General features: G+C 70.3%; 23 protein-coding genes. 7 read left to right on the top strand and 16 right to left on the bottom strand.

The genetic code is table 11. From position 1 onward, the window contains the following. Positions 1-68 precede the first annotated feature (68 nt). Both ACFVZH_RS07980 and ACFVZH_RS07975 read left to right on the top strand, forming a co-directional pair. The gene (locus ACFVZH_RS07980; RefSeq protein ID WP_384894423.1) at positions 69-2,501 is read left to right on the top strand and encodes a hypothetical protein; all 2,433 of its coding nucleotides are present in this window, start codon (positions 69-71) and stop codon (positions 2,499-2,501) included. 203 nt (positions 2,502-2,704) lie between these two features. Further along, entirely contained in the window at positions 2,705-3,919 is a 1,215-nt protein-coding gene (locus ACFVZH_RS07975; protein ID WP_384894421.1) for a glycosyltransferase, read from the top strand. Between the two features lie 91 nt (positions 3,920-4,010). Here ACFVZH_RS07975 and ACFVZH_RS07970 read toward each other — a convergent pair whose 3' ends face one another. Beyond that, positions 4,011-4,607, bottom strand: a complete 597-nt coding sequence (locus tag ACFVZH_RS07970; RefSeq protein WP_384894419.1) for a DUF1349 domain-containing protein — start codon at positions 4,605-4,607, stop codon at positions 4,011-4,013. A 288-nt stretch (positions 4,608-4,895) separates the two neighbouring features. Here ACFVZH_RS07970 and ACFVZH_RS07965 point away from each other — a divergent pair, with 288 nt between their 5' ends. After that, positions 4,896-5,099, top strand: coding sequence for a cold-shock protein (locus ACFVZH_RS07965; protein ID WP_030213732.1), 204 nt, complete (start codon positions 4,896-4,898; stop codon positions 5,097-5,099). A gap of 75 nt (positions 5,100-5,174) precedes the next feature. Here the strand turns inward: ACFVZH_RS07965 and ACFVZH_RS07960 are convergent, their stop codons facing one another. Then, positions 5,175-6,437 carry a PP2C family protein-serine/threonine phosphatase gene (locus ACFVZH_RS07960; RefSeq protein WP_384894417.1) on the bottom strand — a complete coding sequence of 421 codons (1,263 nt, stop codon included), beginning with the start codon at positions 6,435-6,437 and terminating at the stop codon, positions 5,175-5,177. A 403-nt stretch (positions 6,438-6,840) separates the two neighbouring features. Here ACFVZH_RS07960 and ACFVZH_RS07955 point away from each other — a divergent pair, with 403 nt between their 5' ends. After that, the gene (locus tag ACFVZH_RS07955) at positions 6,841-8,943 is read left to right on the top strand and encodes an ATP-binding protein (protein WP_384894879.1); all 2,103 of its coding nucleotides are present in this window, start codon (positions 6,841-6,843) and stop codon (positions 8,941-8,943) included. A gap of 130 nt (positions 8,944-9,073) precedes the next feature. On the opposite strand, the gene ACFVZH_RS07950 is transcribed toward ACFVZH_RS07955, so the two are convergent. The 4 genes from ACFVZH_RS07950 to ACFVZH_RS07935 form a co-directional block, all read right to left on the bottom strand. Continuing rightward, the gene (locus tag ACFVZH_RS07950; RefSeq protein ID WP_384894415.1) at positions 9,074-9,835 is read right to left on the bottom strand and encodes a MerR family transcriptional regulator; all 762 of its coding nucleotides are present in this window, start codon (positions 9,833-9,835) and stop codon (positions 9,074-9,076) included. 152 nt (positions 9,836-9,987) lie between these two features. Beyond that, entirely contained in the window at positions 9,988-11,133 is a 1,146-nt protein-coding gene (locus tag ACFVZH_RS07945) for an RNA polymerase sigma factor (RefSeq protein WP_384894877.1), read from the bottom strand. Positions 11,134-11,141: 8 nt separating this feature from the next. Then, positions 11,142-11,549, bottom strand: coding sequence for a YciI family protein (locus ACFVZH_RS07940; protein ID WP_384894413.1), 408 nt, complete (start codon positions 11,547-11,549; stop codon positions 11,142-11,144). Between the two features lie 41 nt (positions 11,550-11,590). After that, positions 11,591-12,073: a hypothetical protein gene (locus tag ACFVZH_RS07935; protein WP_384894411.1), complete on the bottom strand. Its 483-nt coding sequence runs from the start codon at positions 12,071-12,073 to the stop codon at positions 11,591-11,593. 270 nt (positions 12,074-12,343) lie between these two features. On the opposite strand from ACFVZH_RS07935, the gene ACFVZH_RS07930 reads away from it, so the two are divergent. Further along, complete coding sequence (locus ACFVZH_RS07930) at positions 12,344-13,096, top strand: hypothetical protein (protein WP_384894409.1); 753 nt, start codon at positions 12,344-12,346, stop codon at positions 13,094-13,096. Positions 13,097-13,262: 166 nt separating this feature from the next. On the opposite strand, the gene ACFVZH_RS07925 is transcribed toward ACFVZH_RS07930, so the two are convergent. From ACFVZH_RS07925 to ACFVZH_RS07885, 9 genes are all read right to left on the bottom strand, one after another. After that, on the bottom strand, positions 13,263-14,474 hold the full coding sequence (locus ACFVZH_RS07925; protein ID WP_384894407.1) for a hypothetical protein: 1,212 nt from the start codon (positions 14,472-14,474) through the stop codon (positions 13,263-13,265). Positions 14,475-14,570: 96 nt separating this feature from the next. After that, positions 14,571-16,667, bottom strand: a complete 2,097-nt coding sequence (locus ACFVZH_RS07920; RefSeq protein WP_384894405.1) for a hypothetical protein — start codon at positions 16,665-16,667, stop codon at positions 14,571-14,573. Positions 16,668-16,759: 92 nt separating this feature from the next. After that, on the bottom strand, positions 16,760-18,790 hold the full coding sequence (locus tag ACFVZH_RS07915; protein WP_384894403.1) for a hypothetical protein: 2,031 nt from the start codon (positions 18,788-18,790) through the stop codon (positions 16,760-16,762). Positions 18,791-19,032: 242 nt separating this feature from the next. After that, positions 19,033-19,893, bottom strand: coding sequence for a nuclease (locus tag ACFVZH_RS07910; RefSeq protein WP_384894401.1), 861 nt, complete (start codon positions 19,891-19,893; stop codon positions 19,033-19,035). Between the two features lie 74 nt (positions 19,894-19,967). Beyond that, a complete protein-coding gene (locus ACFVZH_RS07905) occupies positions 19,968-21,152 on the bottom strand; it encodes a peptidoglycan-binding protein (protein WP_384894399.1) in 1,185 nt (394 codons plus the stop codon). A 220-nt stretch (positions 21,153-21,372) separates the two neighbouring features. Then, positions 21,373-21,678 carry a hypothetical protein gene (locus ACFVZH_RS07900; RefSeq protein WP_384894397.1) on the bottom strand — a complete coding sequence of 102 codons (306 nt, stop codon included), beginning with the start codon at positions 21,676-21,678 and terminating at the stop codon, positions 21,373-21,375. A gap of 47 nt (positions 21,679-21,725) precedes the next feature. Continuing rightward, entirely contained in the window at positions 21,726-22,052 is a 327-nt protein-coding gene (locus tag ACFVZH_RS07895) for a hypothetical protein (protein WP_384894395.1), read from the bottom strand. A gap of 162 nt (positions 22,053-22,214) precedes the next feature. Beyond that, positions 22,215-22,838, bottom strand: coding sequence for a histidine phosphatase family protein (locus ACFVZH_RS07890; RefSeq protein WP_384894393.1), 624 nt, complete (start codon positions 22,836-22,838; stop codon positions 22,215-22,217). A gap of 138 nt (positions 22,839-22,976) precedes the next feature. After that, the gene (locus ACFVZH_RS07885; protein WP_384894391.1) at positions 22,977-23,360 is read right to left on the bottom strand and encodes a VOC family protein; all 384 of its coding nucleotides are present in this window, start codon (positions 23,358-23,360) and stop codon (positions 22,977-22,979) included. A gap of 190 nt (positions 23,361-23,550) precedes the next feature. Between ACFVZH_RS07885 and ACFVZH_RS07880 the strand changes: the two genes are divergently transcribed. Together ACFVZH_RS07880 and ACFVZH_RS07875 are read left to right on the top strand one after the other, a co-directional pair. Beyond that, positions 23,551-23,994, top strand: coding sequence for a DUF6234 family protein (locus ACFVZH_RS07880; RefSeq protein WP_384894389.1), 444 nt, complete (start codon positions 23,551-23,553; stop codon positions 23,992-23,994). Between the two features lie 238 nt (positions 23,995-24,232). Continuing rightward, positions 24,233-24,901 carry a DUF4232 domain-containing protein gene (locus ACFVZH_RS07875; RefSeq protein ID WP_384894387.1) on the top strand — a complete coding sequence of 223 codons (669 nt, stop codon included), beginning with the start codon at positions 24,233-24,235 and terminating at the stop codon, positions 24,899-24,901. Between the two features lie 105 nt (positions 24,902-25,006). On the opposite strand, the gene ACFVZH_RS07870 is transcribed toward ACFVZH_RS07875, so the two are convergent. Then, positions 25,007-26,743 (bottom strand): acyl-CoA dehydrogenase family protein, encoded by a 1,737-nt coding sequence (locus ACFVZH_RS07870; protein ID WP_384894385.1) that lies wholly within the window; start codon positions 26,741-26,743, stop codon positions 25,007-25,009. Between the last annotated feature and the right edge of the window lie 15 nt (positions 26,744-26,758).

Here is a 26,758-nt window from a genome sequence, read left to right as displayed (position 1 = left end):
ACGGGGGCCTCAAGCGCCGCCCCGAACCCCTCTGCGCCCCCCACAACGACGAGGGAATGAACAACACCTTGAACCGATCCATACAGGCGTCGCGCGGATGGCGGCTGATCGGCCGCTTAGCGGCGGCATGCGGCCTCGCCGGGGCGATGACCCTGACCGGTCTGCCCGGCTCCGGCCTCGACGCGGCGAGCGCCGCTCCCACGACCGTCAAGATCGGCGGGCAGCGCTGCGACACGAAGCACCTCGGTCGCCCGTACGCGACCACACCGCGCAACTCCGGCTTCCCCGACGACCCGACCGGCAACTTCGCCGTGTGGGCGGGGGACCCGAAGAACTACAACTACGACCTGCCGGGACAGGCGTACGACGGCCTCGGCGCGCCGACGGAGGCGCAGAAGACCCAGGCCCGCTCCCAGGACCCGGACCCGAAGAAGAACTGCGACAAGTGGTCGAAGATCGCGGCTGCTTCGGGCAAGCCCTCCGACAAGGCGATGGAGATCTACGCCCGTTACCTCGCCAACAAGGAGGGTCTCTCCTTCAAGCACTGGTTCGACAAGCGGTACATCCGCAACGAGACCAACAACCACAAGGGTTCCTCGTTCGAGCGGCGCCTCGTCAAGGACTTCCAGCTCGTCGGCCCGGACTGGCTGTGCGAGGTCAAGGTCGAGGTCTTCGACGAGAACGGCAAGAAGATCGCCGAGCGGCGGTACGACGCCTACAACCAGAAGACGAAGGAGTTCAACGAGTTCAAGTCGAACTCCAAGCTGCGCAACGACCAGTTGAAGGTCGACCGGATGATCGCCGAAGTGAAGAAGGACCACACCTTCCGCTTCAACGGCGGCAAGACCTTCACCAAGGGCGAGCGCGGGAAGATCGACCGGTTCAACCAGGAACTCGAGCAGTCCCGGGGCAAGGCGAACCAGGTCCGCGGCTTCCAGCGGCAGTACAACGCCATCCCGCAGACCAAGCCCATCCGCGGCTACTCGCAGTACGACAAGTGGTTCGCCCCCGGCTGCGCCGGCGCGACCGCGCAGTCCGCGCAGGCGGCTCCCGCGAGTTCGTGCGGCACCCGCGGCCCGGCCAACGACCGCATCAAGGGCTCCGGCCGCACCCTGGACGAGGCCAAGCGCATCCAGGCCGAGGCACGCCGGTTCGACACCCGCGGCACCCTCCCCAGGGGCGGCCCGGGCGGGATCGACTTCACCACCCTGGAACTGCGGTACGTCGGCGGCCTCGAAAAGGGCAAGGGCATGGCCTACTCCATGAAGGCCGACCTGATGCCCGACCCGGACGAGACCCCGGGCTTCGGCGGCGAGGCGAAGATGACCATGGCCTCGGACGCGCTGTTCACCTGGCTGGCGCTGACGCCGGACAGGATGTGGGTGAACCTCAACCCGGACCAGCCGGACACGATCATGGACAAGGAGTTCGCCAAGACCGACGCCGGCCGCGTCCTGCTCCAGGCGGACATGGAGATGAAGCGCGACTTCGGCCGGGCGATGGACCCCGAGACCGCGGTCGGCGACCGCTTCTGGGACTCCCTCCCGCGCAGGAACGGCTTCCCGTGCCTGCACTCCGGCCGCTACTGGATCGAGCCCGAGCCGGCGAAGGTCCGTGAGCAGGACGGCGGGCTGTACATCCTCGACGCCCCGCTGAACGTGAAGTCCGTCGCCCAGGACTACGACACCCCGGGGCCCGGCAAGGGCTGCGACCTGACCCAGGCCGAGATCCGGCAGGGCCAGGCCAGCATCGACACCATGCTGACCCCGATCGTGAAGAAGCTCGTCAACGAGGCGCCGAAGTACGCCGACCTGCGCCGCGTCTACACCTCCCGGGTCGCCGCGGAGTGGATCCGCGAGCAGGACGCGCGCAAGGCGTCCGACTTCCGCCCCGTCATCAACAGCAACGACGTCTCCCGGTGGCCGCTGCGCGCCCCCAACGCCGACTGGGACAAGAAGACCGTCTTCGACGAGATGGTCAAGTCCTTCAAGGAAGGCGACTTCAAGTACGAGCTGAAGTACGGCGGCGAGGTGGCCGTCTACATGATCGGCGGCGTGGACTTCACCAAGGCCCCGAAGCGGAACATCTCCCAGACCCGGTTCAACGTCGAGAACCGCACCCTGGACACCACCACCAAGACGTCCCTGCAGTCCGACGACACGTCCTACCGGGACACGGACATCGCCTACGCGGGCGGCGACGCGACGGGTGACACCTCGGGCGGCGGCGATGACGACGACCCGACGCCCACGCCGACACCGCACCCGACCGGCACCCCGCAGCCGACCGGGACCCCGGCCCCGACCACTCCGGCGCCTGCCCCGTCCACGCCGGGCACCGTGCCCACGACCCCGCCGGCCCACGACCCGGACGGCGGTCTCGCCGACACCGGCTCCGGCACCCCCGTCGGTCTGCTCGTCACCGTCGCCGCCTCGCTCGCGGCCGCCGGCGGCGCGCTCACCTGGTGGATGCGGCGCCGGCGCCGGGAATCCGCCCACTGACGCCGACGGACACCACCTGAAGTGATGCCGCCCCACCGCGGCAGGGTCCCGCCTCCCCGCAGCGTCGGGGGGCGGGGCCTTTCGCATGGGACGGCACGAAACGGTATGACACGGGTGCGGGCGGGGGCCGATACACGGCAGGACCGGCCACGTACCGCAGAATCTGTCACCGAGACCAAGCAAGGAAAACGGGGAGTCACAAGATGCGTGTGGTGCTGACGACGTACGGGTCGCGCGGGAGCGTCGAGCCGATAGCGGCCCTCGCGGCGCGCTTGGTGGAACTCGGCGCGGAGGCACGGGTGTGCGCGCCGCCGGACGAGGAGTTCGTGCGGCGGCTGGCCGAGCTCGCGGTGCCGATGGTGCCGACGGGCAGGCCGGTACGGCCCCTGGTGACCACGGTGACGCCGGGGTCGGCGGCGGGTCTGGCGGAACGCGCGGCGGAGCTGATGCGAGCCCAGTTCGAGACGGTCGCCGCGACGGCCGAGGGAGCCGATGTGCTGGTGGCCACCGGCCCGTTGCCCGCCGTGACGGGCGCCCGGTCGGTGGCCGAGAAACTGGGCATCCGCTACCTCCACGCGGGCCATCAGCCCGTCAGCCTGCCGTCGCCGCACCAGCGGCCGCCCGCGCGCCGGGGCCAGCCGCTCCCGGCGGACGCGACCGACAACCAGGCGCTGTGGGACGAGGACGCACGGATCGCGAACACGATGTTCGGCGACATGCTCAACACCCATCGGGCGGAGTTCGGACTGCCGCCCGTGGACGACGTCCGCGACTACGCCTTCACCGACCACCCGTGGCTGGCCACCGACCCGGTCCTCTCCCCGTGGCGGCCGACGGGCCTCGGCGTGGTGCAGACCGGCGCCTGGCACGTCACCGACGAACGGCCGCTCCCCGCCGACCTGGTGGAGTTCCTCGACGCGGGCGCGCCGCCCGTCTACGTCGGCTTCGGCAGCATGCCCATGGGCGTGCTGCAGCACGTCGCCCAGCCGGCCGTCGAGGCGATCCGCGCCCGGGGCCACCGCGCCGTCGTCTTCCGGGGCTGGGCCGACCTGACCCCCGTCGACGACCGGGACGACTGCTTCGTCGTCGGCGAGGTCAACCACCAGGCCCTCTTCCGGCGCTCCGCCGCCGTCGTCCACCACGGGAGCGCGGCCACGACGACGACCGCCGCCCAGGCCGGCGTTCCCCAACTGGTCGTCCCCCAGGGAGCGGACCAGCCGTACTGGGCCGAGCGCGTCACTCACCTCGGCATCGGCGCCGCCTACGACGATGCCGTTCCGACGGCCGACTCCCTGGCGGCCGCCCTCGGCACCGCCCTGACCCCCGAGACCCGGTCCCGCGCCATCGCGGTGGCGTCCGGCCTCCGCACCGACGGGACCACGGTCGCCGCCAAGCTCCTGTTCGGCACCACGAGCTGACTACGGCAGCCGGTCCCGCGCCCACCACGCGGGACCGGCGTACGAGCGGGTGCGCCGGCCGCGTGCCGTCTCCCGGCACGCGGTTCCTCGGTCAGCTGCCGTCGAAGAGATCGGCCGACCGGGTCGGCGTCAGCGTCACGTGGTCGAACGTGACGACGCAGCCGTCGCCGACCGGGGACTGGACCGCGAGTCCCACCCGCAGGTCAGGTGCTGCGCCCAGACTGAACTGCCGGGCGAGGCGCCAGGAACGGCCGTCGGGCGAGGAGTGGAAGGCGAAGCCGTCGTCGATGAGGCTGATCCGCAGCCAGGCCGATTCCGGATCGAGGGGCTGCCCCACCGCGTCGTCCGAGAGCCCTCGGGTGACGACCGAGTACACCGCGGGCCTGCCGTCGGGCGACTGCTCGAAGGTGAGTTTCGCCCACACGTCCGGCGACGACCAGACGAGGAGGGCGCCGGCGTCCCACGGCGCCCGGAAGCCGACGCGGAGACGGGCCGAGAACTGCCAGTCGCCCGGTGGCGGGGTGAGGAGCGCCCGCGCCGCGTCGTCCCGGACCTCGCCCGTCAACGGGTTGGTGAAGACATCGGTCCCCGCGTGCGCCTTCACGGTCAGCACACCGGCGTCGACTCCGAGAGCGGCGGGGGCCACCGCCCAGTTCCGGCGGTCCATCAGGGGGGTCGCGAAGGTCATGGGGCCCACTCTGCCGACGCCGCGGTCCCGGCTCAAGGAATTGCCACGAAGGTCCAACAACTGGCCCGGAAGTCCAGGTCCCCCTGCCGCCGGAAGTTCGGTGCACGGACCCGATCGGGTGAGGGCCGGGCCCCTCGAAGACCCCTGCCCGCGACTCTCCTTGTAAGAAGATCGGATTGATGAGTGTAGGGGCGGGTGAGATGGGGGAGGACGCGTGTGGGCGCCCGTGAAGGCGCGCTCCAGGGGCCCGGGAACCGGGCCGCTGAGGAATTGACCAGAGGAACGAGCATGGCCAGCGGCACTGTGAAGTGGTTCAACTCCGAGAAGGGGTTCGGTTTCATCGCCCAGGACGGCGGCGGTCCGGACGTCTTCGCCCACTACTCCAACATCTCGGGCAACGGCTACCGCGAGCTGACGGAGGGCGAGGCCGTCACCTTCGACATCACGCAGGGCCAGAAGGGCCCGCAGGCCGAGAACATCGTCCGCGGCTGAGCTCCGGTCACCCTTTTCCTTCCGACGGCGCCCGCACCTCGTGCGGGCGCCGTCGGCATGCCGGGCCCGCTCCCGTCACGCGCCGGACGGCCGTCCCGTACCCGGGGGAGGGCGGAGGCGGAGGACGACGAGGGCGGTGTCGTCGGTGCTGCCCGTCGGCGGCAGCAGGCTGCCGAGGAGGACGTCGGCCAGCTCGTCGGGGGCGGCCGTGTGGTGCCGCGCGAGGGTGCGGGTGAGTCTGCCCAGGCCGGTGTCGATGTCCTCGTGGCGGCGTTCGACCAGTCCGTCGGTGTAGAGGACGAGGACGGAACCGTCGGAGAAGGCGGTGCGGGCCTGGGGACGTGCCGAATGCTCGGGGTGGGCGCCGAGCGGCGGGTCGGTCGCCCGGTCGAGGAGGACCACCGTGCCGTCCGGGTGGCACAGCGCCGGCGGGGGATGCCCGGCACAGCTGTAGGTGAGCGTGCGGGAGCCCCAGTCGATGAAGACGGACACGGCAGTGGTGGATTCGGCGCCACCGGTGTCGCGGACGTACAGATCGAGCACGTCGAGCGCCTGCGCCGGACCGTCGGCGGCGCGCGACGCGGCCGACAGGGCGCTCCGGAGCTGCCCCATCACGCCGGCGGCCCGCAGTCCGTGGCCGACCACGTCACCGACGGCGACGGCGGTCCGCCCGGGCAGGTCCACGAGGTCGTACCAGTCTCCGCAGACGTTCAGCGCCTCGGTCGCGGGCCGGTAGCGCACGGCGGCCTGGTGCCGGCCCAGCGGCCGGGGAATGGGCAGCATCGCCTCCTGGAGGTGAAGGGCCACCTCGCGCTCGCGGGCGTGCGCCCGGCGCAGCCGTTCGTTGACCTCCTGCAGCTCCCTCGCGCGGCTGTAGAGCTCCGACTCCAGCACGTGCGCGCGGCCCCCGTCACCGCCGTCACCACGGGCCCGGATGAGCTCGGTGACCTCCTCCACCCGGTGCACCAGCAGCACCACGGAGCCGTCGGGCGCGAGAACGGGCGCGTTGACCGGGCTCCAGTACCGCTCCCGCCACTCACCCGGCCGATCGGGATGCTCGACGTCGTAGCGCTGCAGCGCCATGCTGTCGCGCTCCCCGGTGGCCACCACCCGCTCCAGGGAGGCCCGCAGGTTGCGCGTTCCGGTCGCCGCCGGGTCCTCGGGATTGTCGGGGAACACGTCGAACAGGTACCGGCCGACGATCTGCTCGCGCGTATGCCCCGACAGGGACAGGTACGCCTCGTTCACGTCCGCGTAGACGAGGTCCGGCGTCAGCAGCGCGACCGCACTCGGCGTCGCCTGAAAGACCGCCCGATAGTCGATCCCCGGTCCCTTCACCGTCCACCTGTCCCCGCGCCGCCGCTGTGGCCCTGAGGCTCTCCTTCACCCTAGGCGCGAACGTGAGCGACGGCCTCCGGAGCTGGGCCTTTCGCATCGGACCCGTTCGGACGTGGTCGGACCCGGGCGGACATGGTCCGACGTGGTCCGACCGTGTCCGACCTCGGCCACTCCGGGCGGGCGGGCGGTGTCGGGCGGGTGTTCGTCCGTTCGTCGTGAAGGGTGGTTCCTCCGTGCACCGCGCCACCCGCGAGCAGGGCAGCGCGTTGGGGTTGCCGTGACGCCCGTGCAGTGACGGTTCTGCATTGGGGACCTGCAGGTTTCTGTGCCGCTTCCCCGTCCTTGGGCTGGTCGGCGGCGTCCGGTGACCGAGCGACGACCTGGATGGTGGGCAGTGCCGGAGATGTGGACGCGCGGCGATCGATACGACGCCCGGCTCGTGGACCGCTTTCCGGGCGGCCACACCCTCGTCGGACGCGACCGCGAACTGGCGGTACTCCGGGACGCCCTCGCCGGGCACCGCCTGGTCACCGTGACGGGGGCGGCAGGCATCGGAAAGAGCCGGCTGGCCCAGGCGGCCGTCGCCCCCTCCCCGCAAGCGCCCCGGCCGCCGACGACCGTACGACTCCGCTGGCACGACGGCGTCCCCGTGGGCCGCCGCGCGCTGACGGCCAGACTCGCCCGGTACCTGAACGCCCCCGCCCCGCCCCCGGCGTCGACGAACACGTACCTCGCGTCGGTCGTCCGCGCCTTCCCGCCCGGCGACGTCCTGCTCCTCCTGGACGACGTCGACCCCGTACACACCGAGTGCATCGGCCTCGCTCAGGCACTGCTGATGGCCCTGCCGTCCCTGCGCATCCTGGTGACCGCGCGCCACCCCCTGGGACTCGGGGACGAGAAGGTCGTACGTCTGGGGCCGCTGCGGGTCGAGCGGGGAGGAGCGGAGGGAGAAGCGGACCAGGGGGACGAGGGGACGCCGACGGGGCCTGTACCGGAAGGTCCCGCGCCGAGCGGGGCGGGGCCCGACGCGGAGCCGGGTTCCGCGTCGACGTCGCCCTCCGCATCCGCCTCCACTCGCTCTCCCGCCGCGGCGTTCCTCCTCTCCCGGGCACGGGAGCGCGGATGGAGCGGCGAAGAACCCGATCCGGCGGTCGTCGCCCGGGTGTGCGGACTGCTCGAAGGGGTACCGCTGGCCCTCGAACTGGCCGCGGGCCGACTGGGGGAGTGGACGATGGAGGAACTGGCGGACCGCATCGCGACCGATCAGTGCGGGCTGGCCGACCCCGCCCCGCTTCTGCGGCGGCACCGCTCCCTGCGTACCTCCATCGGGGCCGTGCACGCCCTGTGCCCACCGGCGACGCGCAGGGCGTGGCGTCGCGCGAGCGTCTTCGCCGGGCCGTTCACCGAGGCGGCGGCCGTGTTCGTGTGCGCGGGCTCCGGCCTCGCCCCGCACGAGGTGCCGCCCGCCCTGGCGATGCTCAGCGCCACGGGAGTCCTCCAGGTACTGGGGGACCCGGGCGGGCTGCGCCGGCCCCGCTATCGGATGGCCCGGGCCGCCCGTGACTTCGGTACGGAACGGCTCACGGCGGCCGGCGAACTGCCGACCGCACGCGACCGGCACGCCGTCCATTTCCGCGGTGTCGCGGCGGTCGCCGAGACTCTCTGGAACACCGGCCTCCAACGACAGGCCGTCCAGACCGTCCAGGACGAACACGACGACCTGATCGCCCTCGTACGCCACGCGACGGACCGGACCGACCACACCGAGACGGCCTTGGAGACGATGCTCCACCTCTGGTTCTGGTGGGCGGTCCACGGCCACGCCGCGGAAGGCGGCGCCCACCTCCACGCCCTGCTGCCCCGGCTCCCCGCCGACAGCACGCTCGTCGCGCACGGCAGGTGGCTCGCCGCGTGGCTGAGCGCCGACGCGGACCCCCACGGGGCGCACGCCCTGCTGTCCCTCGCCTGGCCGGTCGCCGTCCTCAACGGCGACGACGCCCTCGCCGGCCGCATCGCCCACGTCCACGGCACCCTGGCCTGGCAGCGAAAGGACCACGAGGCCGCCGCCGAGCACTACCGCCAAGCGGCGGACACCGTACCGGTCGGGGCCCCCGGCGGCCCGCCACCCACCGTCAGCCTCGCCGCCCTCGCCGTCGTCCAGGCCCACCACACGCCGGCGGTCGCCGCCCGCACCGCCCGCCGTGCCCTCGCCCAGGACACCGGACGCAACGACGCCTGGGCCACGGCCCTCGCCCACTACGCCCGCGCCTTCGCCGATCACCGCGCCGGCCACACCGGCCGTGCCCGGCACAGGGCGCGCCGCGCCCTCACGGATCTCGAAGCCCGGGTCGACGCCCCGCAGGCCCGGACCGCCCTGCGCCGCCTGCTCGCCGCCCTCGCACCCCCGGCCGGCGGCACGCCCGTACCGCAGCACCGCCCACCCGTGCCGGTACCTCGCGCCGGGGCCAGGACGGCCTCCGCCACGGTGAGCCGGGCCCCGCGGTGACACGATCGGGCGGCAGGCGGCAGGCGGCAGGCGGCAGGTGGCAGGCGGCATGTAGGCACGCACGGTGCCGGGCCCGCGCAGGCGCGGGACCCGGCTTCCGGTAGCGGCCGGCTCATCCTCCGGCCCTGACTCAGTCCGGCAGGGACGCGACGTACGCCTCGATCGCATCGCGCTGGTACAGGGCCAGGCCCGGCGCGATCGACTCGTACGCGGCACGCCACTGCTCGTTGTCCACGCAGGAGCGGCCGAGGGCGGCGTACTCCCCGGCGGAGACGGTGCGCAGTTCCGACAGGGCCCGGTACTGGGCGTCGACCTCGGCCTGTACGGGCCCGGCGTCGGCCGGCAGGCCCGCGGCCATGAGCTCGGCGAGCCGGACCATCTGTGCCGTGCGCTGTCGCTGCCCGGCCTCGATGTCCCGCTGCGTCATCACGGAGACCCGGCGGGTGACCTCGGCGGCGTGCTCCGGGAAGTCACGCAGGCTCTCCTCGTACTGCGAGGGCCGCACGCCCTCGAACAGGTTCTCCGGGCGGTTGATCTCGGTCATGTGTCCGCCGTCCTTTCTGGACTGCTCCAGCTCGGAGATCGTGCGGGAGACGGTGCCGGCCAGGGCGTCGAGCCGGTCCCGTTCGGCGAGCAGCCGACGGCGGTGGCCGCGCAGGGCCTCCACCTCGTCGACCTGATCGGCCAGGATCCGCCCGATCTCGGGCAGCCCGACACCGAGCGCCCGCAGGACGAGGACCTGCTGGAGCCGCAGAAGCTGGCGCTCCTCGTAGTAGCGGAGCCCGCCCGCGCCGATCCTGGCAGGCGCCAGCAGTCCGATCTCGTCGTAGTGCCGCAGGGTCCGGGCGGTCACACCCGACATCCGGGCGACCTCCGAGATCGGCCAGTCCAACGCCGCCTCCCACACGATCTCGTTAACGGGCCGGTCTTTCCGGCCCTGGTCAGGACGGTAGAAGCTGCCGCAGCGGCAACTTCAACCCCCGGCGTTCCCCGTATCCCCGCCCAAGGGAAGGAGCGCGTCCCGGGATCCACACGAGCGGGCCCTCACCGCTCCCGACGCGAGTTGAGCCGGGCGGCCTGGCGGGTCAGGTGGTCCCGTTCGGCGAGGTTCGGGGCCTTGAGGGCCGCCTCCGCGTACAACCGCGCCGCCGTCGCAGGGTCGCCGTCCCGCTCGTGGAGGTACGCCGCCACCGCGGTGTGCCGGGGCAGGGAGTCGTCGAGGGCTGCCAGCGCCGCCAGACCGGCGCGCGGCCCGTCGGCCTCGCCGACCGCGACCGCGCGGTTGAGCCGGACGACCGGGCTGTCGGTCAGACGCACGAGTTCGTCGTACCACTCGACGACCTGCACCCAGTCGGTCTCCTCCGCGGTGGGCGCGTCCGCATGGAGTGCCGCGATGGCGGCCTGCGCCTGGAACTCGCCCAGCCGGTCGCGGGCGAGCGCCGCCTGCAGGATCCCGACGCCCTCGGCGATCGCCACCGTGTCCCACCGGCCCCGGTCCTGCTCCGCGAGCGGCACCAGGCCGCCGTCCGGCGCGGTCCGGGCCGCGCGCCGGGCGTGGTGGAGCAGCATGAGGGCGAGCAGCCCGGCCACCTCCGGATGGTCGATCGAGGCCGCCAGCCGCCGGGTGAGCCGGATGGCCTCGGCGGCGAGGTCGACGTCGCCGGAGTACCCCTCGTTGAAGACCAGGTAGAGGACGCGCAGCACGGTGGCGACGTCACCGGGCCGGTCGAGCCGTACGGCGGAGACCGTGCGCTTGGCCCGGCTGATGCGCTGCGCCATGGTCGCCTCCGGCACCAGGTACGCCCGGGCGATCTGGCGCGTGGTGAGCCCGCCGACGGCGCGCAGCGTGAGCGCCACGGCGGACGAAGGCGTCAGCGACGGGTGCGCGCACAGGAAGAACAGCCGAAGCGTGTCGTCCACCGCGGTCGCCGGCCCGGGCGCCGGCTCCGCGTCCACCCGGTCCTCACGCCGACGGCGTGCCGTGTCCGCCCGCGTCGCGTCGAGGAACTTGCGCCACGCCACCGTGACCAGCCAGCCCTTCGGATCCTGCGGCATGCCGTCGGGCCAGACACGGACCGCCTCGACCAGCGCGTCCTGCACGGCGTCCTCGGCCGCCGCGAAATCGGCTCCGCGGCGGACGAGGACCGTCAGCACGCCCGGTGTGAGACTCCGGAGCAACGCCTCGTCCATCGGACAGGTCACTCCGTGACGGTCGGCGGCGCGGCCAGGAACGGACGCACCTCCAGCCACTCGTGGATCGGCTTCCCACCCGCCCCCGGCGCGGCCGAGAGCTCCCCGGCCAGCTCGATCGCGCGCTCGTAGCTGTCCACGTCGATCACCATCCAGCCGGCGATCAGATCCTTCGTCTCGGCGAACGGCCCGTCCGTCACCGGCGGCCTGCCCTCACCGTCGTACCGGACGAACGTCCCCTCCGCCGCCAGCGCCTGACCGTCGACGAACTCCCCGGTCCCCTCCAGCCGCGTCGCGAAGTCCCGCATGTACTGCACATGCGCCGAGATCTCCTCCGGCGTCCACCGCTCCATGGGCACGTCATTCACCGCCGCCGGCGCGCCCCGGTAGTGCTTCAGCAGCAAGTACTTGGCCATCGTCTTCTCCTCCGTACCCGACCGACCCATTCTGGTCGCTCTCACACCGGGGACGGAGCCGACCACGCGTTCTCGACACCACCGCCGAAGTTTCCTCTGCCCGTCTCTCCCCTCGCCCGACGCAAGAGGCCGCCCTCCGCCACGAGGGCCGCCCGGCAACGGTCAGTGACCAGGCGCGGCTGCTCAGTCCTGGCAGGCGCCCCGAAGATGTCGGTGTCGGGCCAGAAGGCGATCGTGGTCCCGCTCCCGGTCGTGGGTCCCGCGGCGGTGGGCGGTGCGAGCGCGACGCCGCGTGCGTACTCCTGGACCCAGTGGACTCCTTTGCGCCGCACGTCGGCCGTCATACGACTCGACAGGGCGTTGGTGACGCAGAGTCCTATGCCGAAGAGGCTCGTGGCCACGGCGTGGCGGCCGCCCGGCTGAACCTCGGCGTGCATGCGGGTCAGCAGGGCTTCGAGGCCGGTACGGCCGGTGTCCCCGGCGACCTCGATGGGCACCCCGGGTCCGTCGTCGGCGACCCGCATTCCGCTGACGTCGCGGACGGGCGGGCGGGTGGGCGCCCGTCCGGAGGCGGACGGCCCCCCTGGGCGCGAGCTGCGGCCGAAAGGCGCCCGCGGGCTCGTGCAGACGGCTTCCTCCGCCGATTCCAGGCGACCCCGGGGACTCCGAATTCCCGAGCGCCGAGTGCCGGCCGCCGACCGCAATGCCGTGGCCGGCCTGCGGCTCAACGGTGGTGTGGATATCCTGGAATGGTAGGAATTTCATGCTTCTGAGACGCGTGCAGGAGCGAAGTCATGGACCTGCTGCCAGTTGAGATCAAGGTCAATATCGAGGGCGACGTGTCGAGTGCGCTGACGGCTCTCGGTGGTTCCCACGGCCCGCTGATGATGCGTCGCATCTGGTTCGCCGAGGACCGCGACGGTGTCGCCCAGGGGCGGGTGGTGCTACTGGAGGGTGGCGTGATCGTACGGATCAGGACGGGTGGGGGACCGGACGATTTGGTCGTCAAGTTGCGCCCCTGCGTCCGGGAGCAGTTGGTCGGCCGCTTCGAGAAGGCGTTCGAGGTGGAGCGCGTCAAGTACAAGATCGAGGAGGACTGGTCGAGGAACGCCCGCGTGCTGGCGGCCTCTCTGACGCACACTCATCAGCCAGGAGCGCTGGCGGCCGCGGTGGAAGCGGGAGGCAACCCTGCCGCGTCGATCGACGCCGTGCAGGACCAGTTCGTGCACGCCTGCGCGTCCGAAGTCCACTTGGACGGGCTGGTGGCGCTGGGCCCGATCGTCTCGCTGAAGATCGAGGACGTCCCCCTCGACGATCTGGAGGTCGATCTGGAGGTGTGGTCGGTCGGCAGTATGGAGTTCCTGGAGGCATCGACCCGGGTGAAGCCCAAGGACGATGAGGAGCGGGGCGACTTCATCGACCGCGCCGATCGCAGACTGCGCAAGCTCGAAGAGGCGGTGCTCGAACGGGGAGTGGGGCTGTCCGGGGAGCCCGACAGCAAGACGAGTCGCGTTCTCACCGCCTTGGCGCAGGCGGCTCACGTTTGAGACGAGCCCTGGGGTGACGCCTGGTCGACGACTCCGCGCTTCGATGACGGCTTCGCCGATGACGCCTTCGCCGGATTCCGTCCGGCGAAGGCGTCGATTGCGTCCGAACGCGTCAATGGCGTCGAGGCAGTCGCCGGGGCGACCGCCTCGGATTCTTGCCCTGGACTCATATGGCGATGACCGCCAGATACGTGCTCAGTTGGGTGCGGGCCGCCGCCGCCACCTCTGCCAGCCCGCCCTCGATCGTCTGCTCGGCGGTGACAGTGCCACGTAGGGCCAGGATCTGTTCGAGGTTGACGCCGGCCGTCGACGGTTCCCTCTTGAGCGTGACGTGCGTGTCGCCGAAGACGTCGGTCCACCACACCGGGGCTGGTGGGGCAGTCGGCTGGCCGGCCTGGGGGATCGCGCCATGGGGAGCCGTGTCCGCGAGGACGTCGAAGAGCTCGTTCTTGGCCATGAGGAAGACGGCTTTGCGGAGTTCGTCGGTGTCGACGAGCCAGGCGAGGACGGAGGGGTCGGCCAGTCCTACCGGAGCCCCTGTGCCGGTGGTCTCGGACATGGAGGTGCGGACGGCTCCGGTTGCGACGGCGGAGCGGTAGGCGGTGATTGCGGCATCGCCGCCGGGCCAGGGTTCTCCGGGTGGCACCGTCGCCGCGAGAACCGCGTGGAGCTTGTCCATGGCGACGACGACATCGGCGATGACGCTTGCCGCGCCGGTGTCGAACTGCTGGGTGAGCACGTTGCGGATGACGAACGGCGGCGCGGAGGCATCCCGCAGGTTGGTCACGACCGACTCGGCTGCGGCGGGACTGAAGGAGACCAGGAAGGAGCTGCGTGCCTGGATGTCGATGCCGCCCGACGGCCCGCCCTGCACGCTCATGACCAAGGGGCCGGGGCCGGTGGGCGGGTCTTCGATGACGCACGACACGGCGCTGCCGGTGATCGGCGCCATGAGGAGTTCGGGTGCGGGGTTCTCGTGGCGGTGGACGAAGAGGGGGGCGATCCTCGCGGGTGGCTCGGGGTGGTCCTGGTGGGCGAGTTTGTCGACGATGCGGGCCTCGGCGCCGTCGGGCAGGGCGGCGGTGCAGGAGAAGGTGCAGGAGCCGCCGAGGTAGGTGGGGTGGGGGGTGACGGGCGCCTCCACCGTGACCGTGGCCGAGAAGTCCAGGTCGGAGCTTCCGAGCCGGGTCGCGACGGTCACCCGGGGCGGCTGGAAGTAGTACCGGGTGGGCTCGTGGGCGGCCGCGAGCTCGGCGTTGCGCGCGTCGGGCCGGATGGGGACGCCGAGAGGTGGACTACCCGATCCGTCCCCGTCGACGTCGATCACCAGCGAGTCCGGGCCGAAGATGGGTCCGGCGGGGAGAACGTTGCCTGCCATCACACACGTCCCTGTCGGTCGATGGTCTGCGTGTTCGCGGTCGTATTCGCGTTTGTGTTCGTTTACGTGTGCCCGTCCATCTGGAGCGCGTCGGTGTCAGTGGATCGTCGACGACGTGACGACGAGGATCGGCTCGTTGACGAAGTCGTGCGTGAGCGAGACGGTCCGTGTGCCGGAGGCCGTCGTCAGGGTCAGGACGACTGTGCTGTTCAGGCCGGTGACGGCCGAGTCCACCGGCACCGAGACGTGCACGAAGTCGATGGTGTGGGACGGGCTCAGGGTGAGGGAGGGCGCGGAGTCGCCGGGGGTGGCGATCAGCGTGATGTCGGCCTTGATCGTGCTGATGCCCTCCGCCGTGAAGTCGAGGCCGGCGGCGTTCACGGTGAGTGGGTGCTGCACCTCCTGCACGGTTTGGGTGTGGAAGGCGAGGAACCTCAGCATCCCGGCCTTGGGCAGGGGGGCGGCCACCTCCAGGGTCCGCGACACCGCGACGTCGGTGCCGGCTCCGACTCCGGAGAGGGTGGTCGTCTGGCGGGCGGCGAGTACCAGCCCGCCGAGCGGGACGGTCGACCCCGGCCGCTGGCCGTCACGGATGTCCGCACAGCCCAGGAGCTTGAGGTCGAGCGGTCCTTGGTTGAGGGCCGTGGTGCTCGGCGGTGGTCCGGGCTGTCGGGTGGTCGCCAGGTCGTCGCTGTGCGCCGTGCGGCGCAGGTTCAGCAGCAACGTGGTGCGGACGGGCGGGAGGAAGACGTCGTCGAGCCGGACGGCGACGGTGCCGAACAGCGGCGGCGGACCGGTGGCCGCGAGTTGTTGGAGGAACAGGTTGACGAGGGTGGTGGCCGGTGTGGGCCGGTCGTCGGAGATGTCGACGCCCACGTGGATGCCGGTTCCCTCGCCGTCGGCGAAGGCGGCTTGTCCGGAAGGAAAGCCGTCCAGGGTGGAGGGGGCACGGGAGTCCAGCCCGCTGGGCAGCGCGACACGCAGCGTACGGTCCTCGGCCTCCGGGATGTCCAGGATGTCCGCTCGTAGGCGGGCGAGATCGATCGGATCGGCCATCGGGGCGACGGTGAAGGTGAAGTGGAACCGGCAGCCGCTGAAGGAAGCGGGCGACTCGTCCACGACGGAGTCACAGGAGGCCAGGGCGCCTTGCGCGCTGACGAGGATGCCGTAGAGGGACGGCAGGGCGATCACCGTGCCGCTGACCTGGCCGAAGAAGACCCGCCGGAGTGAGGGGTACCTCGTCGAGATGTCGCCGAGTGTCGTGAGTTCGCGGTACTCCGAGCGCTGTCCCGCGAAGCTGTTGAGGTCGTTGACGTCGATGATCGGCCGGGTGATCTCCTCGGCCTCGATCGTGAACAGGTTGCGATAGGCGTCGGTGTGGAAGGTGAGCCCGAGCGGGAGTGAGCGGCGATAGCGGGCTGTGGACGGGAAGAAGACGTACACGTCGAGCTGATGGAGGAGGAGCGGCTCGAAGGGGGACCCCGCGGTGTTTCCGCCGTCGCCGAAGAGCTCGAACTGGAATCCGTGGAAGATCGAGCCATGCACGGGAAATCCGGTGTCGGGCTCCGTCACGAGGGTCGTCTGGTAGCCGGAGTAGGTCGGTTCGAACTCCAGCCTCAGATCGCCGCGGCGCGTGAGGTGCACGTAGGCGGCCTCGACCAGTGAACCGGTCAGCTCGAACGTGGCGATGAAACCGAGCCCGTCGGCGATCCGTGTCGTCCCCGGTACCGGCCTTTCGACGGGTATCCCGTCGGATCCCGTGAGGGGGACGATCAGGCTGACCCCCGGGTTCAGATCCGGCACCTGGACGAGGGGGAGGTCGGCCTCGTGGGCCAGGAGATGGTCCGGCACCACCGCGTCGAACGTCAGGGTGAGTGTGGCGCGATTGAACGGGCCGCCGTCCTCGGCGACGTCCCCGTTCTGGACGACTTCGAAGGCGAAGTTCTCATCCTCGCCGAGCAGATCGTCGACCAGCGCGAACCGGGGTAGATACCAGGTCCTGTCGGGGTCGACTCCGACCGCCTCGCGGAAGAAGTTGCTTTCCAGGCGTGGCATGTCCATCAGATCCGCGGGGAGTTCGGCGCTTCGTTCCTCGTTGACCACCGAGTCGATGTGTTCGCCGAAGCGCCCGACCAGCCAGTGCTTCGGCTCCGCGGCGAGGAACTCGTCGAATGCCTGCTCTACTTCGACCATGGTGCTTCCCCGTCCGGGGCGTGGCCGGGGCCGCCGGAGCCTGCCCCGGACGGTGCGTCCGCCCGTCCGGGGCCGGGCCGTGCGGCGTTCGGTCACACGGTGGTTGCGGCGGCCTTGATGTACCGGTTGATGGTGTCGATCTTGTCCTGGGGAGGCGTCGGCAGCGGGGCGAAGAGCTGCGGTATGTACTTGATCCGCCCTGCCGGAACGGGCACTCGGACGGGCTGTGCGGTCGAGTAGAAGACCGGCTCATCGGTGAAGTTGGGTCCGCTCACCTCGACGTTCATCGTGTACCGGATCTCGGTTTCGCCGACGTACTTGTCCGAGTACACCTCCCACAGCACGTTCTTCACGTTCTCCTTTGTCACGAGGAGCGGTGGGAAGGTGTCGTTCCCGATGGACGGGGTGATCTGGACGATGACGTTGGACGGGAGGCGGGCGGGCGACACCCAGAAGCGGGCGAAGACGTAGCCGACAGCGCTGGCGGTCAGGACCGGGGCGTGGTTGTCGCTCACCTCCTCGATCACGGCCACCGCCGGGTCGTCGGGCGCGATGGCGCTGGAGAGGTTGACCCGGGGGTCCAGCCCGTCGAAGATCCACTTCCGGCGCAGCTTCACCTGGTCCGACGGCCAGCCGTCGACGGGGTTGTCCAGGCGGAGGAAGGAGATGTTGACGAAGTCCTTCGACGTCGTCTCGTCCCAGATGGCGGGCCTGACGGGTCCGGCGGGCTGTGTCTCGCCGGGCACGTAGTGCTGTCCGCTCGTCCGCATGGCCAGGTTGACGTGGCCGTTCTCCGTGGGCCGGGAGAAGTCGGGGTAGCCGGCTTCCAGCTGGACGGCCTGGAGCGGGTCCTTGAGTTCGGTGCCGTCGGGCAGCTTCTCGGTGAAGTTGACCTTGCAGAATCCCGCGACCTGGACCTTCTTGAAGAACTCGCCGATGTCGACGATGAACAGGTACTTGTTCAGGTCGGCCCGCACGGCGGGCAGCAGGTCGTTCAGGTTGCCGCTGACGGTGTGGCCGACGGCCACCGTCTGGTTGAGGATCAGCGTCTGGCTGAAGTGAACGCCCTGGCGGATGTGCGTGGACTTGACCGAGACGGACGAGCCGCCGAACAGCTCACTGAACCAGCCGCGGTCGGTCGAGGCCCTGGAGTCGGTCTTGCCCGGGTCGAAGTCGAAGATCTCGTGCTTGACCAGGTCGATCGCGGTCTTCCGCATCATGTCGACGTGATCGTCCACCCACTTCTTGGTGGACGGATCCAGCGGCACGCCGTTGTTCATCGTCATGACGGTGCTGATGCCGCCGGTCGTCAGGCAGTTCTGGTACGCGAATTCCGCGCCCAGCGAGTTGATCCTGAAGAGACCACCGGTGGAGACCGCGGCCGAGAACGAGTCGTACACCTTGTCCACGTCGACCTTCACTTCGATGGTGACGCCGTTGATGTAGAAGCTCTCCTGCAGCGTGTTGGTGACCAGGAACGGCGGGGAGGCGCCCTGCTTCAGCGCGCTCGCGATCTGGCCGGCGGCGGGCAGGTTGCAGCTGACCAGGAACGAGCAGATGCCCTGCGCCTCGATGCTGCCCTTTCCGCTGTGCTGGGCGGTCATGAGGATCTTGCCGCCGGTGACCGCGGGGTCCTGCACGGAGCACACGACGGTGCTGTCGGTGATCGGAACGATGCCTAGGGACGGCTCCGGGTCGTTGTTCTGGAAGTTGAAGAAGGGGCCGAGCCTGTCAGGGGTGTTGTGCTCCCGTTGCTTCAGCTTCTCCAGCGCACCCGTGATCACACTCGGCGGGATCGCGAACGTCGTCGAGAACGCGCAGAAACCGCCGCCCAGTTCGGTCCCGGCCAGTTCGGCGGGGGTGACGTTCGCCTCTTCCGACAGTAGGCCCTTGAACAGGGTCATCTGGAAGTCGAAGTCCTGGGGGGAGTCGTGCTTCCGTGCCAGGAACACCTGCGCCGGCTGGAAGTAGTACTGAGTCGGCAGACCGGCGTCGCGCAGCTCCGGGTTGTGCGCATCCGGGTACACCTGGATCTGGAACGGCCTGCCGGTGTCGTCGTTGGCGGTGACGATGACGAAGTTCGGGCCGAACAGCGGTCCGACTCCCGATATGAAGTTGGCCATGAGGGAACTCCCCGCTGGAGACTCCAGCAGATCTGCTGGAAGAGCCACCCGGTCCGGCCCGGCGCACGAGATCAGGGAGCTGCGGCTGAGTGCTGCCGCCACTGAGTCGTCGACCGGCGGGTCGGACGGCGGGTGTGCTGTGGAACTGCTTCGGGTTCGATGGGGTGTCGGATTCCAGGAGCGTCAGGCGTTTCCTACGACTCCAGGTGTGTGAGGTGTCTCCTACGACTCCAGGTCTGTTGTCAGGCATCCTCGAAGACCAGGTCCTCGGGCAGCTGTGTCATCCGCACGGTGCTGCTGTTCGTGACCTCGACGATGTGATGCAGACCGGCCCGGCGCTCGCCGGTCGACAGGACGGAATAGCGGTCCTGGACACCGGCCAGGAAGGCCGGGTAGCACGACAGGGGCATGGCGAGGCGGAGGTAGTCCACCGTGCGGCGGAACAGCTTCGGGAGGATCACGACCTCGTCGGTGAGCGAGGGCAGGCCGGTGATCTTCGCCCCGGTCGTGGTCACGTCGCTCGGCCAGAGGCCCTGGCCGGCATCCCGCGCCGTCTTGGTCGCGGTGGCCAGCTCCGTACGGAGGGTGGTGAACAGGCTGCGGTAGAAGGTCGGGTACACCAGTCCTTTCACGATCAGGTGGTGATTGACCGTCGTCTGCAGCAAGGGGACGTCCACGTCGATCTCCAGGCCGCTGGTTCCGGGTGGAGCGCCGCGCCCGGCCAGGGCCACGCAACGGCCGTGGACATCGGCGCCGCGGGTGAGGACGAAGCCGGGAACCGTGTCGGGCGTGGAGGCGGTCACGGTCTCGCCCGTCGGACGTTGTACATCAGTGAAGCCGAGGAACCTCAGCAGCTCGTCACGCGCCGCGTGAGCGAACATGAGCGGCTGGTGGTCACGGCCGGGGCCGTAGTGCGTCTCGAGCGCGTCGATGGCGTCCAGGCGCAGCGTCGCGCGCCCCAGCGCAGTGTGTTCGACAGCCCGCCCGCCCCCTCCGCCGACGAGGCTCCACTCGGCTGGATCGTCGGCCGTGAAGTGGACCGTGTCCCCGTCCGGCTGTGATCCCTTGATGTCGTAGAAGCCCTTGATGAGCAGCATGGGCATGGCGACTCCTCAGGAGTGGGACTGGATGGTTCGTCCCCCCCCGGGTGGCGCCCTGGAGGGCGCCGCGATCTCCGCTACACCGTGTCGCGAAGATCTTGCAGGTACTGCTGAACGAACGCGTTGACTGCCGTCTGCAGATCCTGTTCCTCCTCCAGCTCGGTGTCGACGCCGTCGGGGTCCGCACCGAAGACGAGGTCGGCGAGACCACCCTCCGGCTGAATCTCGCTCAGGTCCGCGGCGGCCATCAGGTTGTTCAGGTGCGTCGACTCCAGCTCGGTCTCCGTGGCGTCCCCCGGCGTCAGGTTGCCCGCGGTGTCCTCCAGGCCGGCGGCGCTCTGGAAATCCGAGAGCGCACCCGCCGTCTCCTCGCTGAAGAAGCCGTCGACGGCGATGAGGGAGCCGTCGGTCGTGGCCCGCCAGTCGTTGACCAGCGCTTGGACGTACCTCACGTCCTGCGAGTCGTTGGTGCCGTCCGGGCCCACGGACCCGCCCAGGGGGGAGTTGAAGACGAGCACCGCCGGGCCGAGGATCCCGCCACCGAAGATGGCGACGGCGATGGCGGCCAGCGCGGCGAGCGCGGCGATGATCGCCGAGACGATGATCGCCTTGGCGAACGCCTCCAACAGCTCCCCGTCCACCTCCACGCAGATCTCGTAGACGATCAGGCCCCGGTCGATCTCGGGTTCCGTCGCGCGCCTGTAGTGCAAGGAGACCCTGCAGGGGACGATGCCGAGATAGTTACGCTGATAGAACGTGATCGTCCGGTCGGGATCGAAGAGCTTCCCCTTCTCGTACTTCTCGAAGAGCGGGTCGTTGTCGGCGAGGAAGTCCATCAGGGACAGGAACGTCTCGATCTTGGCCCGCCCGGCCACCCTTCCCGTGACGGAGTTCGGTTTTATCTCGTAGAACTCCATGCGCGCGCCCGGCTCGTGGGTGATGATGTCCGGCACCGCGAACCGTTCGTTCTCGTCGTCGTCCGCGTCGACCGGCTTCTTCCGCGCCTCGCAGTCGGCCGAGATGGATCCTTCGTTGACCGAGGGCTGGCGTGTGGCCAGGAAACTCGCGAGGAACCGGCATCGTGTCGTATCGGACAGCTCGTCGAAGAAGTCCGTACCGGTTCCGCCGCGTTGATAGGGGTTGCAGCCGCCCTTGCTGAGGCAGTACTCCTGCCTGACGATCCATTCGACGACCAGGCCGACCTTCGCGGCTGCCCAGCGAGGCGCGCCGGCTGCTCGAGGTGTTGTGCAGAACTTCGCCACGGGAGTCACCCCTCCGTGTGCGGCATACCATTTCATTACTGCGTCATATAACGCTCGGTGACGAGTACCACGCGCTAGCACAATGTCCCAGTACCAGCATATCCGGGCGGCGTCACACCGCAGCTTGGAGGCGGTTGCCCTCGGAGGGTGGTTGAGACGTCAATCAGAGAGGACGGGCGAACCGTCAACTCGACCGCACGGGAGCCGAGTCGGCGACCGGTCAGAGGAGGTCGACGCACTCCGCGAACGACCGGATCAGCAGCGCCCAGGCGGCACCTCCGAGCAGCCCCACGAAACAGACGGCAGCCGTGGGCCCCAGCAGCTTCTCGAGGATCTTGATGATCACCGAGGACGCGATCCCCGCGAGCGCCAGCACCAGCGCCCGGTCGGAATCACGCAGGCTCCGATTCCACTCCACGACCCGGCGGATCGCGTCGGCCCCCAGATTGCGCAGATCGTCGATGATCGAGTCGATCGTGTTCTCGACCCGAGCTCCGTAGCAGTTGGCGAATTCCTCGATGGCCATGTCCGAACTCCGTTCCGTTTATTTGTCGACCGGCAGCGAAGCAGTACCTACACCTGACCCTGGACCTGATCCAGTGTTTCGCGAGTCGCCTGCAGCAGCTCCGTCAGACGCATGTTGGGCGTGCGGTCGAATGCGGCGAGAATCGATGAGATCTCAGGCGCGATATTGACCGTGGGATCCGCCAGAACCGAACACACGGCGAAGTCGACGGAACTCTCGTCCCACCCCTCGCGCACGGCCTCGTCCATGCCGCTCATGAAGCCGCTGATGTTGTCGAGCGCACCGCCGATCACATCCGGGGCGGGAACGTCCGCCGCGTCCATCTCGATCCCTCGCTGCCCCAGAGCAGCCGCGAAATCCTCGTCGAAGGCCATGGGAATTCTCCTCGATCGCCATCCCTGTGACGGAGCACCGACCGGCCCCGGTCGGGACTCATCCTGGCGCGGAACGCATACCCCCGCGCGCCAGTGGGTCCGGATGGCGGCACCGCGCGACCGTACGCGGCGACCCCGGCCGACGGACCGGACGAGGGTGTGTCAGACGTGGAGCTCCTGGGGGAAGCCGGTCCAGCGAAGGTCGGCGGGGAGGTGGCCGGTGTCGTTGAAGAGAAGAACGGCCGGCGCGCGGTCGGGTGCGTAGCGGATGACGGTCAGTGCCGCGTTGGCGTGGTTGATACCCATCCAGCGCCACCTCGGAGCGTCGAGGGCGGCACGCACCAGCCAGCCGGTGAGGAAGTTGTGGGTGACGACGAGCTCGTGGCGGGGCTCGTCGCCGGCCACCGGACCGGTGAACCGTGCGAGCGCCTCCGCCGCGAGCCCGGCCCCCTCCGCCACCTCCCCAGCCGTGAACTGGCCCAGGAAGCCGAGCATCGCCTCGGCCGACTCCGACGGCAGCTCCTCGCGCGACGGCGCATAGGGAACGTAGTCGCCGGCCGCCTCCGAGAGCCGTAGCGGAACACCGTCGAGCTGCTTGCCGACCAGCACCGCGGTCTCTTGCGCGCGTGCCAGCGGCCCGTGGTGGATCGCGCTGAGCGGGACCTCGCGCAGTCTCTCCCCGAGCAGCGCCGCCTGGCGCCGTCCCGCGTCCGTCAGTTCGCTCTCGTCCGCGGACGCCTCGCCGTGCCGGGTGAGGTACAGATAGCGCGCGGCCGTGCCGGTCATGAGCAGGTCCTCCCAAGGAATCGATCTTGCCAACCTCTGGAGTGACGCCCACCGGCGCATGGCGGTTCCACGAAGCCCGGTGATCGAGCCCGCCCACCCGCTCGCGGCGCAAACGGCCTGTCTTCGTGGCGCTACGGGTCACACAGGGGGGAGTCGCCTGTGCAGGAGGCAGAACTCGTTTCCTTCGGGGTCTGCCAGGACGTGCCAGTTCTCGTCGCCGGTCTGGCCGACGTCGGCGGGTGTGGCCCCGAGGGCGAGGAGGCGCGCCAGCTCGGCGTCCTGGTCGCGGTCGGTGGGATTGACGTCGATGTGCAGGGGGAGCTTTCCGCGCCGTGGGTCGCTGCTGGGGCTGAGGACGAGGGTGGGCTGGGGGCCGCCGAAGCCGATCGTGGGCGGTCCGATCTCGATGCTTCCGTCGTCTTCCCGGCCGAGCTCGACGTATCCGAGGACCTCGCTCCAGAACGCGGCGAGGCGTTCGGCGTCGGCGCAGTCGATCACGAGCTCACTGATGCGGCATGCCATGCGCGTCAGTCTATGAACCGAACCCAGCCGTGCCCAGCCGAGCCGAGGCGAACTCAGCCGAGCCGAGCCGACCTGAGCGGGGCCGTGCCGTGCCGAGTCGGACCCAGCCGAGCCGAAGCGAAGGAAGGCGGCCGGGCACCTGGGTACGCGTACTCATGTGCCGACCGCGCCGCCCGGTCACGATGACGGTATGGACCTTCCCATCGCGCCTCCGGCGTTCGACGCTTCCGTGAGGACCCGGCCAGGTCGGGGCGCCGACGTGGGCGTTGCCGTGGGGCTGATGCTTCTGGAGGGAATCGTTCTGCTGGTGACGTTCGGCTTCTGGCTGCTGTCGGGGGTGAGCCTGGATCCGGGGAGGACGGTGAGCCCGGACCCGCTGGGGGGATATCTCGTCGCCGCCGGCGTCGTAGGGGCGCTGACGGCGGTCGCCGCTGTGATCGCGGCCCGTTCCCGGGCCGTGGTCACAGCGGCGACCCAGGGCTTCGTCACCCTGGTGGTGGTGATCGGGGTGGCCGGCGGGGTTGCGGTGGAACGGCAGGAAGGGCGGACCGATCACCCCGCTCCCGCGCCCATCGGCGAGGTGGGGTGCCGCAGTGGCGGCGACAGCAGGGAGTGCGCGAACACCGGGGGGTGAGTTCCGGGCCGGAGCTCGGCCGGTCACGGCGCCCGGCCCGACGGGAGCCGGTGGAGGGTACGGCCACCAGGGGGCCGGCCGGTGCCCGCGGTCTGTCGGGCGGAATTCCCGCGAAGGCACCCTTGGGGCGAACCGTGGTGAATTCGGTAAGCCGTCGTCACAGAACTGTGAAGCACGCGCGCGAACCTGGTGTCCACCACAGCGCAGGTCGTGCGTTGTCATCGGGGGGAGAACCGCCATGAGTACCGTCCGCAGAGCCGCAGTCGTCCTCGTCGCCGTATCCGCACTGGCCCTGACCGCCTGCGGGCCCTCCGAGGACGGTGCCGGGGGCGGCGCCGACGTGCCGACCGCGACTCCTCCCACGTCCACCGCGCCGTCCACGCCGGTCAAGCCGACGACGCCCGCCAAGCCGACGGCGAAGCCGACCACGTCCAAGAAGCCGACGACGCCCGCGAAGCCGACGAAGCCGATCCCGCCGTCGACGGATCCGGACTACGACGTCTTCCCGTGCAGCACGTACGACGTGGCCTTCACCGCGACGCTCGCCGAGCCCACCACCAGCAGCTACCTGCTCAAGATCACCAACAAGTCCGGCAAGGCGTGTCGCGTGCTCGGGCACCCCATCGTCACCTTCGGCGACCTGGACGGTCAGGCGACGCAGCGGGGCGCGGCGCCCGGCATCGAGGATGCCATTCGCCTCGCGCCGGGACAGTCCGCCTACGCGGGGCTCATGGGCGGACCGAAGGGCCCCAAGAGCAAGACGGTCTCCTCCATCGCCATGACGATGGACACCGAGTCCGACCTGGAGCAGGTGCCCCTCAAGGCCCCGACCCCCGGCCTGAACGTCTCCGCCGACAACTCCGTGACCGCGTGGGTGGACAACGTCGAGGACGCGCTCAGCCTCTGACGGGTACGCCACCGGTGTCGCCGGTGCCGCCGCGATGAAGCGGAGGCGCCGGCGGGCCGGCAGACCGCGCCGAGGCGGGGTCTGCCGGGACTCGGGAACCGCGGCTCAGGGCGCCATCTCGTACGTGCCCGAGAGCGCCTCGACGCGCTGCCAGACGCGGTGGGACCGGGCCTCGTCGACGACGGGGCGCCGCAGGGCGCCGAGGGCCCAGAGCTGCTGCTGCTCGGTCGCGGAGTCCTTGCCGTGCAGCTCGACCGCGTGAGCGGAGAAGTCGCGGACGAGGACGGCGAAGAGCTCGTCGAGCACGTCGGCGTCGAGATCGGTCAGGGCGGCCTGTTCGAGGACCAGCTGGCCGTGGACGACGAGGGCGAAGAGCTGGCCGACGGCGAGGAGGAGGTCGAGGTCGCGGCTCTGGTTCTCGTCGGGGGCGGCCTTGAGGACGAACTCGCAGAGGGCGTCGGCCTGTTCGCGGAAGCGGGCGATGTTCGGCAGGTGGGCGTACGTGTCGTAGGCCGTGCGCCAGTCGTGGAAGCGGACCGAGCCGAGGCCGCGGGCCGGGCCCTGACGGAAGAGGAACGTGTCGTCGGCCGCGTCCAGACGGGTCGGGACGGGCTCGTACGCGACCGGGTCGAGGAGGTGGTTGCGCATGAACTTGAGGATCAGCGCCAGGTTGACGTGGACCGTTCCCTCCAACTTGGGCAGGCCGCGGATCTCGACGGCCGCCTGAGCGAAGTAGTTGTCCTTCTCGAAGCCCTTGGCCGCGATGACGTCCCACATGAGGTCGATGACCTTCTCGCCCTCCGTGGTCACCTTCATCTTCGTCATCGGGTTGAAGAGGAGGTAGCGGCGGTCGTCGGGACCCGCGGTCCGGAAGTAGTCGACGGCACGGTCGCTGAAGAGCTTCATGCCCACGAGCCGGACGTACGCGTCCGTCAACTCGCGCCGCACGTGCGGGAAGGCCGTGACCGGGCGGCCGTACAGGATGCGGTTCTGCGCGTGGGTGACGGCCTCGTACATCGCGTGCTCGCAGATGCCGATGGAGGCGGTGCAGAGGTTGAACTTGCCGACGTTCACGGTGTTGAGCGCGGCGTCGAAGGCGGCGCGGCCGGTGTGCAGGACGTCCTCGGCGGCGACCGGGTACTCCGCCAGCCGGAACTCGCTGACGTACTTGGAGGAGTCGACGACGTTCTTGACGAGGTGGTACGCCGGGTGGCGGCTGTCGGCGGCGAAGAAGACGTAGCCGTCGGGACCCTCGACGTCGGTGCGGCGGCCGAAGACGGAGACGAGTCCGGCCGCGTTGCCGTTGCCGATGTAGTACTTGGAGCCGCTGGCGCGGAAGCCGCCCTCGCCGTCGGGCTCCAGGAGCATGTCGGTGGAGTAGATGTCGGCGCCGTGGCTCTTCTCGGAGAGACCGAAGGCGAACACCTCACCCTGGGAGAGGAGTTCGGCGGCGCGGGCGCGGGCGGCGGCGTTGTCGCTCTGCCAGACCGGGCCGAGGCCGAGGATGGTCACCTGCCAGGCGTACCAGTAGTCCAGGCCGTAGAAGCCGAGGATCTCGTTGAGGGCGGCGATGCGAGCCGTGTCCCAGCGCTTGTCGCCCGCGTCCTCGCCGCCGCCCTCGCCCGCGTCCGAGGACGGCGTGAGGAAGGTCGCGAAGAGCCCTTCCTCGGCCGCGAAGGCGAGGAAGTCGCCGAGCCAGGCCCGGGTCCGGTAGTCCTCGATGATCCGGCGCTTGCCACGCGCCTCGAACCAGTCGACGGTGGCGCGCAGCAGCCGACGGGTCTCCGGGTCGAAGTGCGCGGGGTCGTAGGTGTTCGGGTTGAACAGCAGCGGGTCGGCCATGACGTCCGCCTTTCC

Origin of the sequence: Streptomyces sp. NPDC059534 (genome assembly GCF_042743475.1) — a bacterium.
Classification (GTDB): Bacteria; Actinomycetota; Actinomycetes; order Streptomycetales; family Streptomycetaceae; genus Streptomyces.
Note: the sequence above shows the minus strand (reverse complement) of the source record. Positions and strands in the feature narration are given on the sequence as shown.

Coding starts and splice junctions, on each gene's coding strand:
- ACFVZH_RS07975 (WP_384894421.1), top strand. CDS start 2,705: ATGCGTGTGGTGCTGACGACGTACGGGTCGCGCGGGAGCGTCGAGCCG.
- ACFVZH_RS07970 (WP_384894419.1), bottom strand. CDS start 4,607: ATGACCTTCGCGACCCCCCTGATGGACCGCCGGAACTGGGCGGTGGCC.
- ACFVZH_RS07965 (WP_030213732.1), top strand. CDS start 4,896: ATGGCCAGCGGCACTGTGAAGTGGTTCAACTCCGAGAAGGGGTTCGGT.
- ACFVZH_RS07955 (WP_384894879.1), top strand. CDS start 6,841: ATGTGGACGCGCGGCGATCGATACGACGCCCGGCTCGTGGACCGCTTT.
- ACFVZH_RS07945 (WP_384894877.1), bottom strand. CDS start 11,133: ATGGACGAGGCGTTGCTCCGGAGTCTCACACCGGGCGTGCTGACGGTC.
- ACFVZH_RS07940 (WP_384894413.1), bottom strand. CDS start 11,549: ATGGCCAAGTACTTGCTGCTGAAGCACTACCGGGGCGCGCCGGCGGCG.
- ACFVZH_RS07935 (WP_384894411.1), bottom strand. CDS start 12,073: ATGCGGGTCGCCGACGACGGACCCGGGGTGCCCATCGAGGTCGCCGGG.
- ACFVZH_RS07930 (WP_384894409.1), top strand. CDS start 12,344: ATGGACCTGCTGCCAGTTGAGATCAAGGTCAATATCGAGGGCGACGTG.
- ACFVZH_RS07925 (WP_384894407.1), bottom strand. CDS start 14,474: ATGGCAGGCAACGTTCTCCCCGCCGGACCCATCTTCGGCCCGGACTCG.
- ACFVZH_RS07920 (WP_384894405.1), bottom strand. CDS start 16,667: ATGGTCGAAGTAGAGCAGGCATTCGACGAGTTCCTCGCCGCGGAGCCG.
- ACFVZH_RS07915 (WP_384894403.1), bottom strand. CDS start 18,790: ATGGCCAACTTCATATCGGGAGTCGGACCGCTGTTCGGCCCGAACTTC.
- ACFVZH_RS07910 (WP_384894401.1), bottom strand. CDS start 19,893: ATGCCCATGCTGCTCATCAAGGGCTTCTACGACATCAAGGGATCACAG.
- ACFVZH_RS07900 (WP_384894397.1), bottom strand. CDS start 21,678: ATGGCCATCGAGGAATTCGCCAACTGCTACGGAGCTCGGGTCGAGAAC.
- ACFVZH_RS07895 (WP_384894395.1), bottom strand. CDS start 22,052: ATGGCCTTCGACGAGGATTTCGCGGCTGCTCTGGGGCAGCGAGGGATC.
- ACFVZH_RS07890 (WP_384894393.1), bottom strand. CDS start 22,838: ATGACCGGCACGGCCGCGCGCTATCTGTACCTCACCCGGCACGGCGAG.
- ACFVZH_RS07885 (WP_384894391.1), bottom strand. CDS start 23,360: ATGGCATGCCGCATCAGTGAGCTCGTGATCGACTGCGCCGACGCCGAA.
- ACFVZH_RS07880 (WP_384894389.1), top strand. CDS start 23,551: ATGGACCTTCCCATCGCGCCTCCGGCGTTCGACGCTTCCGTGAGGACC.
- ACFVZH_RS07875 (WP_384894387.1), top strand. CDS start 24,233: ATGAGTACCGTCCGCAGAGCCGCAGTCGTCCTCGTCGCCGTATCCGCA.
- ACFVZH_RS07870 (WP_384894385.1), bottom strand. CDS start 26,743: ATGGCCGACCCGCTGCTGTTCAACCCGAACACCTACGACCCCGCGCAC.